5 protein-coding genes and 1 pseudogene are annotated in these 6469 nt (G+C 38.3%); 4 read left to right on the top strand and 2 right to left on the bottom strand.

What is annotated here, in order from left to right; all coding sequences use genetic code 11:
* Positions 1 to 510: 510 nt before the first annotated feature.
* Genes ACM5QX_RS29155 through ACM5QX_RS29165 form a run of 3 tightly spaced genes read left to right on the top strand, consistent with a single transcriptional unit; the run spans position 511 to position 3733 of the window.
* A complete protein-coding gene (locus ACM5QX_RS29155; protein WP_414756698.1) occupies positions 511 to 2367 on the top strand; it encodes a Mu transposase C-terminal domain-containing protein in 1857 nt (618 codons plus the stop codon).
* Between the two features lie 3 nt (positions 2368 to 2370).
* The gene (locus tag ACM5QX_RS29160; RefSeq protein WP_414756699.1) at positions 2371 to 3225 is read left to right on the top strand and encodes an AAA family ATPase; all 855 of its coding nucleotides are present in this window, start codon (positions 2371 to 2373) and stop codon (positions 3223 to 3225) included.
* Complete coding sequence (locus ACM5QX_RS29165) at positions 3179 to 3733, top strand: TniQ family protein (protein WP_414756700.1); 555 nt, start codon at positions 3179 to 3181, stop codon at positions 3731 to 3733. The genes ACM5QX_RS29160 and ACM5QX_RS29165 overlap by 47 nt, the downstream gene beginning before the upstream one ends.
* 66 nt (positions 3734 to 3799) lie before the next feature.
* On the opposite strand, the gene ACM5QX_RS29170 is transcribed toward ACM5QX_RS29165, so the two are convergent.
* Positions 3800 to 4978 (bottom strand): AAA family ATPase, encoded by a 1179-nt coding sequence (locus ACM5QX_RS29170; protein WP_414756701.1) that lies wholly within the window; start codon positions 4976 to 4978, stop codon positions 3800 to 3802.
* A 45-nt stretch (positions 4979 to 5023) separates the two neighbouring features.
* Here ACM5QX_RS29170 and ACM5QX_RS29175 point away from each other — a divergent pair.
* Positions 5024 to 5587, top strand: a pseudogene (locus ACM5QX_RS29175) (Uma2 family endonuclease).
* Positions 5588 to 5589: 2 nt separating this feature from the next.
* Here the strand turns inward: ACM5QX_RS29175 and ACM5QX_RS29180 are convergent.
* Positions 5590 to 6469: WD40 repeat domain-containing protein (locus ACM5QX_RS29180; RefSeq protein WP_414756702.1), on the bottom strand; the 880-nt coding region annotated here is incomplete at its 5' end.

Genomic DNA, 6469 nt, shown 5'->3' on the forward strand with positions numbered 1-6469 from the left:
TTTGACAGGTAGTGTTTTCAATGAGAGTATAGTTTTAAAACACTTAAGACCTATGACAGTTAAATATACTGTTAACCTGATTCAATAAAGAGCATCAACAATTAGTTAATTTAACCAAGAAAGGTAAAAATTCGGCTCGTGTATTGAAACGCTCGCAGATTCTACTGTTGGCAGATCAAGGTTATCAAGACGAGGCGATCGCTTCAATGCTAATTGTAGGAGAATCAACAGTTCACCGTACATGTACTGTACATTCGCACATTATATGTCGCACTTCGCAAATAACGACATGAGCATCTTGAGCATCTAAAACGCTTATCATATAAAGCTTTCAAAACATTGTCAGCCAAAAATGCCAAATTCCCGACTTCGCACATTATATGTCGCTAACATTAAAACTCGCAAATTAATGTCGTTAATCTAAATTTTGTCACATTGCAAATTCAATGTCGCATTTTCTTCAGTTAATGGTACATTAATACTACCAATAACTACATTCTCCTCGCTTAAATGCCAGACAAAGAATTTGGATTAACCGGAGAATTGACACAAGTTACGGAAGCTATTTTCCTTGGTGAAAGTAATTTTGTGGTCGATCCATTACATATTATTCTGGAATCCTCAGATAGCCAGAAGCTCAAATTTAATCTTATTCAATGGCTTGCTGAATCACCGAATCGACAGATTAAGTCTCAGAGAAAACAGGCAGTTGCAGACACTCTTGGTGTTTCTACTCGGCAGGTGGAGCGTCTTCTCAAAGAATACAATGGAGACAGATTAAATGAGACAGCCGGAGTACAGCGCTGTGACAAGGGCAAACATCGAGTTAGCGAATACTGGCAACAATATATAAAAAGAATTTACGAAAATAGCCTAAAAGAAAAACATCCAATGTCGCCAGCATCTGTAGTTCGTGAGGTAAAGCGCCACGCGATCGTTGACCTTGGGCTTGAGCAAGGAGACTATCCTCATCCGGCTACTGTCTACCGAATTTTAAATCCGTTAATAGAGCAACAAAAACGGAAGAAAAAAATTAGAAATCCAGGTTCTGGATCTTGGTTGACGGTGGAAACACGAGATGGCAAGCAACTAAAAGCTGAGTTTAGCAACCAAATTATTCAATGTGACCATACAGAACTGGATATTCGGATAGTTGATAGTAACGGTGTGTTATTACCTGAGCGACCTTGGTTAACTACTGTTGTTGATACTTTCTCCAGTTGTGTTTTAGGTTTCCACTTATGGATAAAACAACCTGGGTCTGCTGAAGTGGCTCTTGCTTTAAGACATTCTATATTACCCAAGCAGTATCCCCATGATTATGAATTGAGTAAACCTTGGGGTTATGGCCCTCCTTTTCAATACTTTTTCACTGATGGCGGCAAAGATTTTCGCTCTAAACATCTCAAAGCCATCGGCAAGAAACTGCGATTTCAATGCGAATTGCGCGATCGCCCAAACCAAGGTGGTATTGTAGAACGGATTTTTAAAACGATTAATACTCAAGTTCTCAAAGACTTACCTGGTTACACAGGATCTAATGTTCAGGAACGCCCTGAAAACGCAGAAAAAGAAGCTTGTTTGGGCATACAGGATATAGACAAGATTTTGGCTAGTTTCTTTTGTGACATTTATAATCATGAACCTTATCCCAAAGATCCCCGCGAGACAAGATTTGAAAGATGGTTCAAGGGAATGGGAGGAAAACTACCTGAGCCTTTGGATGAGCGAGAATTGGATATTTGTTTAATGAAAGAAACTCAACGAGTTGTTCAAGCTCATGGTTCTATCCAGTTCGAGAACTTGGTTTATCGAGGAGAATCACTCAGGGCTTATAAAGGTGAATATGTGACGCTGAGATATGACCCAGACCATATCCTGACATTATATGTCTACAGTTGTGATGCAAATGATGATCTAGGAAATTTCTTAGGCTACGTTCATGCAGTAAACATGGATACTCAAGAATTGAGTTTTGAAGAATTGAGAAGTCTTAATAAGGAGCGTAGCAAAGCTCGTAGAGAGCATTCTAATTATGATGCTCTATTAGCATTAGGTAAGCGTAAAGAGCTTGTAAAAGAGCGTAAACAGGAAAAAAAAGAAAGAAGACAAGCAGAACAAAAACGCTTACGTTCTGGTTCTAAGAAAAACTCTAATGTTGTTGAATTACGAAAAAGTAGAGCTAAGAATTATGTAGAGAATGATGACCCAATTGAAGTATTGCCAGAGAGAGTTTCTAGGGAGGAAATAAAGGTTCAAAAAACTGAGGTGCAAATAGAAGTGTCTGAGCAAGCTGATAATCTAAAACAAGAAAGGCATCAGTTAGTTATTTCTAAACGCAAACAAAATTTAAAGAATATTTGGTGATGTATGGCACAATCACAACTAGCAATTCAGTCTAATGTTGAAACCTTAGCTCCTCAACTAGATTTAAATAATCAACTTGCTAAAGTCGTTGAAATTGAAGAGATATTTAGTAATTGCTTTATACCCACTGATCGGGCTTGTGAATATTTCAGATGGCTAGATGAGTTGCGAATATTAAAACAATGTGGTCGAGTAGTTGGGCCAAGAGATGTTGGGAAAAGCCGAGCCTCGGTTCATTATCGGGAGGAGGATAGGAAGAAAGTATCGTATGTAAGAGCTTGGTCAGCATCAAGTTCTAAGCGTCTGTTTTCGCAAATTCTTAAGGATATTAACCACGCAGCACCAACAGGTAAACGAGAAGATTTACGTCCAAGATTAGCTGGTAGTTTGGAATTATTTGGGATAGAACAAGTCATTGTTGATAATGCTGAAAATCTCCAAAGAGAGGCATTATTAGACCTAAAGCAACTTTTTGACGAATCTAATGTTTCTGTTGTCTTAGTTGGAGGGCAGGAGCTAGATAAAATTTTATATGATTGTGATTTGTTAACTAGCTTTCCAACACTTTATGAGTTTGACACCTTAGAAGATGATGATTTTAAAAAGACACTAAGCACCATTGAATTTGATGTTCTGGCTTTACCCCAAGCTTCAAATTTATGTGAAGGAATTACATTTGAGATTCTATGGCAAAGTACAAGTGGACGAATCGGATTGCTGGTCAAGATATTAACGAAAGCAGTTTTACATTCTCTCAAAAATGGTTTTGTCAGAGTTGATCAAGGTATTTTAGGAAAAATCGCTAATCGGTATGGAAAAGGATACATTCCCCCCGAAAAGAGAAATAAGAATTCATGACAATTATGAAGCTTTGCCCAGATTGGGCTATGTTGAACCATATGAAGGAGAAAGTATTAGTCATTACTTGGGGCGGTTGCGCCGCTTCAAAGCTAATAGCCTTCCTTCTGGGTACTCTTTGGGAAAAATTGCTGGTATAGGTGCTGTCACAACGCGATGGGAGAAGCTTTATTTCAATCCATTTCCTAGCAGTGACGAATTAGAAGCGTTAGGCAAGCTTATTGGTGTACCAGCCACTAGAATATATGAGATGCTGCCACCCAAAGGCGTAACGATGAAACCTAGACCAATTCGGTTATGTGCTGCTTGTTATGCAGAAGTACCTTGTCATCGAATTGAGTGGCAGTTTAAGGACAAAATGAAGTGCGATCGCCACCAGTTGGGTTTGTTAACAAAATGCACTAACTGTGAGACACAATTTTTAATCCCTGCTGATTGGGAGCTAGGGGAATGCACCCATTGTTCCCTACCTTTTGCAAAAATGGCAAAGCGTCAGAAACGCCATTAACATAAAATGCACATAGTTTAATTTATCTCTCTATGAACGGGGAGTGTTAGGAAGGCACCTAGAATATTATATATGTTGTCTACTTAGCCAGTGGCGAAAACTGGAATGATAGAGGCTGTAATGGGTTTCTCCAGCAATTCGTTGCTGCTGTAAAAACTCAAGCCAATTTTCTAGTACTTCCTCAACTTCATATTCATCTGCATCAATTATATGAGCGATCGCTTCTACTGCTATTGGTTGTTTTTGCTGTACTAATACATTTAGCACAGCTATGTTAAAGCCTTCCTCTTGCCCAGATGAAATCATATTCTGTAAATGCTGCTGGTAATATGCTGCTATATCCGGGGTTAACTGGTTGTACTGGAAAGGTTCCGGGTAAAAACCTCCAAGTATCGCATTTATAATTTGGCTAAGGTACATAAAATTATTTTCGGATTCAGTAGTGAGGCGGTCGCTAAATTCTTCTTCATTAATCTGGTGATTACTCAACCAAGATTTAAGACTTGACCTCTCCCCCAACCCCTCCCCTACAAGGGGAGGGGAGTAATTTTGTCCCCCCCTTCCCTCGTAGGGAAGGGGGGTTAAGGGGGTTAGGTAATTTTGAATACAAGCTTGAATATCCCGACGATTTTCTTCTGGATAATCTGCTAAATCAAGACTTTGCGACGGCGTTTCAATTAATAAACCCGACTTGTCCCGCAAGAAAGGTCTACGAGTGAGGAGGAAATAGACCTTATCCGGGAGATAGCGGGGGAGATAAAACAGATTTGTACCAGATGGTTGGCTGTTGCGGTCAATGCAATTCAACCCATCAATGGCAATTATCAGTTTTTGATGAGGTTCTAACTCATCGCTGATTTGCTGGAGAAGACTAGAGAAAAACCAACTTCCCTCTGTGGCGTTATTAGGGAGAGAGGTGTAATTAAGCGAGTATTGATTAATGAGTTGCGTGCAGATATTTATGAGAAATTCGTCAGCACCATTTTTACCCTCAAGTTCGGCATTGTAATAAATAACTTGAGGATTGTTTGTCACATATTTGGCGAGAATTGCACTTTTACCGCTACCGGGTGCGCCAATGATAGTGAAGTAACCGTGGCGATGGCGGTGGAGAAAGTTGTTAATAGCCGTGAAGACAAATTCACGACCGACAAAGTTTAGGCTTTTGGCTTGAATAATTTGCTCAAAATCTGTGGGATGTCCTCTGGAATTAATTTTTGTTGGTGGTTTGGGTGGTGAATTCATAATTGTGAGGAATAATTATAAGATGAGGCAACAGTGGAGGTAGTCATGACTGTGCAGTTATTAAGACGAAAATTCACAGTTGAGCAATATCAGAAAATGATTGAGTCGGGGATTCTCACAGAAGATGACCGAGTGGAATTGATTCGGGGAGAAATTATAGAGATGTAGCCTATTGGGACAAAACACGCGGCTTGTGTAAATCGCCTGATTAATTTGTTAGTGCAGTTGTTAGGTAAGCGCGTCATAGTTGCGGCTCAAAATCCAGTTGCATTAAACGATAACTCACAACCTCAGCCAGATGTAGCATTACTCAAACCCCGTGATGATTTTTACGCCACTGCACACCCCCAACCCCAGGATATTTTTTTATTAATTGAAGTAGCTGATTCAACTATCGAGTATGACCGGGAAGAGAAAATCCTTTTATATGCACAAGCAAACATAATTGAAGTTTGGTTAGTAAATATTAACGAGGAAATTGTGGAAGTTTATCAACAACCAACAGCCGCAGGATATCAGCTTATGCAAAAGTTCGCTAGCAGTCAAACTTTATCAATTAAAGCCTTAAGCGATGTGAGTATTAGCGTCAATGAAATCCTTGGCAGATAAAATTACTTCTCCTTTGATTCCTCTCTCATCCCTTCAAGGCGCAAAAAATGCACCCTACCTGATTGTTCCCCTGCCACAATTGTCATACCATCCGGTGCAACAGAACAGCATAACAAAGCACTTTCTCCAGTGAATCTAGCAATTACCTTGCGGCTTTCTAAATCCCAGACTTGAAGAGTTTTATCAGCTGAAGCTGAAATAATCTGTTTATTGTCGGGTGTTGCTTTTACTGTAGTTATCGATTCAGTATGACCTCGTAATGTGAAAAGCTCCTTACGATTTTCTAAATCCCAAACTTTAATTGTTCTATCACTTGAACTAGAAATAACCTGTTTACCATCGTTAGTGACTGTTATATCAGTGATTGAATCGCTATGACCATATAGTGTGAACAGTAATTTTATATTTTCTATATCCCACACATTGAGAGTTTTATCTTTAGAACCAGAAATGAGATATTTACCATCTGGGGTAATAGCTAAAGCAGTTACTAAATCTGTATGACCTTTAAGAGTGAAAAGTAGTTTTTTGCTTTGTAGATTCCAAACTTTAATAGTCTTTTCTATTGAACTATCAATCAAATACTTTCCGTCTCTAGTCAAGGCTACAGCAGTTACTGGAGCTAGAGAAATATTTAGATGTTGTATTAAACCTATACCAGTAAAAATAATGCCTTCAAAAACTAGCCAATAGATAAAATTTTTTATAAATTCTAAATTTATTAGATATAATAAAACTAAACTTATAATACTACCTATTATAGGTAAAATTATATTAAGAAGTAAATTAATAACTAATTTCTCTTTAAATTGACCTAAGTTGATGTATTTTAATTGGTATTTTTCTAATTGAAAACTTTTTAATACTCTTTTAGTATTGATT

The sequence above is a fragment of the Anabaena sp. CCY 9910 genome (genome assembly GCF_963920875.1).
GTDB lineage: Bacteria > Cyanobacteriota > Cyanobacteriia > Cyanobacteriales > Nostocaceae > Trichormus > Trichormus variabilis.

Bases quoted from the DNA above. Each gene is read 5' to 3' on its own strand.
- ACM5QX_RS29160 (WP_414756699.1), top strand. From the start codon at position 2,371: ATGGCACAATCACAACTAGCAATTCAGTCTAATGTTGAAACCTTAGCT.
- ACM5QX_RS29170 (WP_414756701.1), bottom strand. From the start codon at position 4,978: ATGAATTCACCACCCAAACCACCAACAAAAATTAATTCCAGAGGACAT.
- ACM5QX_RS29165 (WP_414756700.1), top strand. From the start codon at position 3,179: ATGGAAAAGGATACATTCCCCCCGAAAAGAGAAATAAGAATTCATGAC.
- ACM5QX_RS29155 (WP_414756698.1), top strand. From the start codon at position 511: ATGCCAGACAAAGAATTTGGATTAACCGGAGAATTGACACAAGTTACG.